Source organism: Streptomyces sp. C, assembly GCF_000158895.1.
GTDB classification, from domain to species: domain Bacteria; phylum Actinomycetota; class Actinomycetes; order Streptomycetales; family Streptomycetaceae; genus Streptomyces; species Streptomyces racemochromogenes.
Genome location: NZ_GG657750.1, coordinates 4807060 through 4808689, shown reverse-complemented (window position 1 = coordinate 4808689; position 1630 = coordinate 4807060). Strand labels below are relative to the sequence as shown.

1 protein-coding gene and 1 pseudogene are annotated in these 1630 nt (G+C 73.7%); both read right to left on the bottom strand.

The features are described from left to right. Positions 1 to 900: N-acetylneuraminate synthase family protein (locus SSNG_RS44020; protein WP_007266048.1), on the bottom strand; the 900-nt coding region annotated here is incomplete at its 3' end. Positions 901 to 1302: 402 nt separating this feature from the next. Next, positions 1303 to 1602: pseudogene (locus SSNG_RS44015) on the bottom strand (NTP transferase domain-containing protein); the annotation flags it as partial. Between the last annotated feature and the right edge of the window lie 28 nt (positions 1603 to 1630).

The window sequence follows — 1630 nt, the reverse complement described above, 5'->3', positions numbered from 1 at the left end:
GAGGGTGCCCTGGATGCGGCGGAGCTTCTTCATCGGGCCGAGTTCGGAGGGGTAGACGCGCTTGACGCCGTCGCCGAGGGCGGTCTCGATGGTGCGGATGTCGCGGACCAGGCGGGCCAGGCCCCCGGGTTCGACGGAGGCGGCCTGGTCGGAGCCCCACATGGCGCGGTCGAGGGTGATGTGCCGCTCGACGAAGGTCGCGCCGAGGGCGACGGCGGCCAGGGTGGTCTGCAGGCCGGTCTCGTGGCCGGAGTAGCCGATCGGGACGTTGGGGTACTCCTCCTGGAGCGTGTTGATGACGCGCAGGTTGAGCTCCTCGGCCTTGGCCGGGTAGGTGGAGGTGGCGTGGCAGAGCAGGATGTTGTCGCTGCCGAGCACCTCGACGGCGTGCCGGATCTGCTTGGGGGTGGACATGCCGGTGGAGAGGACGACGGTGCGGCCGGTGGCGCGCAGGGTGCGCAGCAGTTCGTCGTCGGTGAGGCAGGCGGAGGCCACCTTGTGGGCGGGCGGGTCGAACTTCTCCAGGAAGGCGACGGCCTCGGTGTCCCAGGGGGAGGCGAACCAGGCGATGCCGCGCTTGGCGCAGTGCTCGTCGATGGCGAGGTAGTCGGCCTCGCCGAACTCGACGCGGTGGCGGTAGTCGATGTACGTCATCCGGCCCCAGGGGGTGTCGCGTTCGACGTCCCACTGGTCGCGGGGGGTGCAGATCTCGGGGGTGCGCTTCTGGAACTTGACGGCGTCGCATCCGGCTTCGACGGCGGCGTCGACCAGGGCGAAGGCGGTGCCGAGGTCGCCGTTGTGGTTGATGCCGATCTCGCCGACGACGTAGACGGGGCGGCCGGGGCCGGTGACGCGGGGGCCGAAGGTGCGGAGGCGGGGTTCGGTGGTGGCGACCGTCATGGCGGGTGGTGTCCTTCGCTCGGTGCGTGGGGTGTCGTGCGGGGTGCCTTGCGGAGTGCCTTGCGGGGTGTCGAACAGGGGCGCGAGGAGGCGTGCCCGGGCGAGGTCGTGCGGGTCGTCGATCTCCAGGACCCGCGCCGGGTCGGCGGGGACGGGGAGGGTGCGTCCGAAGAAGCGGTGCCGGGCGGCCCGGAAGCCGGCGGCGGTCATGGCGTAGGCCGCGCCGGTCTCCAGCAGTTCCTCGGGGCGGTCCTGGCGGCGGGGGCGGTACGAGGCCTCGTGGTTGACGCCGCTGCCGCAGCCGTCGGCCGCGCGGCGCCAGAGGAAGCCGTGGAAGGGGGCGGCGGTCAGGGCGGAGTCGGCGGCGCCGGAGGCCACCGCGGCGGCGGCGGACTCGACGTCCTCGGCGGTGAGGAAGGGGCTGGTGCACTGGACCAGGAGGACCACGTCCACGGTGACGGAGTCCAGCTCCTCGAAGGCGTCCAGGGCGTGCAGTACGGCGGCCTCGCTGCTCGCGTTGTCCCCGGAGAGGGCGGCGGGCCGGGTGATCACGTGGGCCCCGGCGGCGCGGGCGGCGGCGGCCACGGAGCCGGAGTCGGTGGAGACCACCACGTCGGTGACGGTGGGCGCGTCCCGGCAGGCCCGCACGGCGCGGGCGACGAGCGGGGTCCCGCCGACGGGAGCGGTGTTCTTGCCGGGCACCCCCTTGGACCCGCCGCGGGCCGGAATC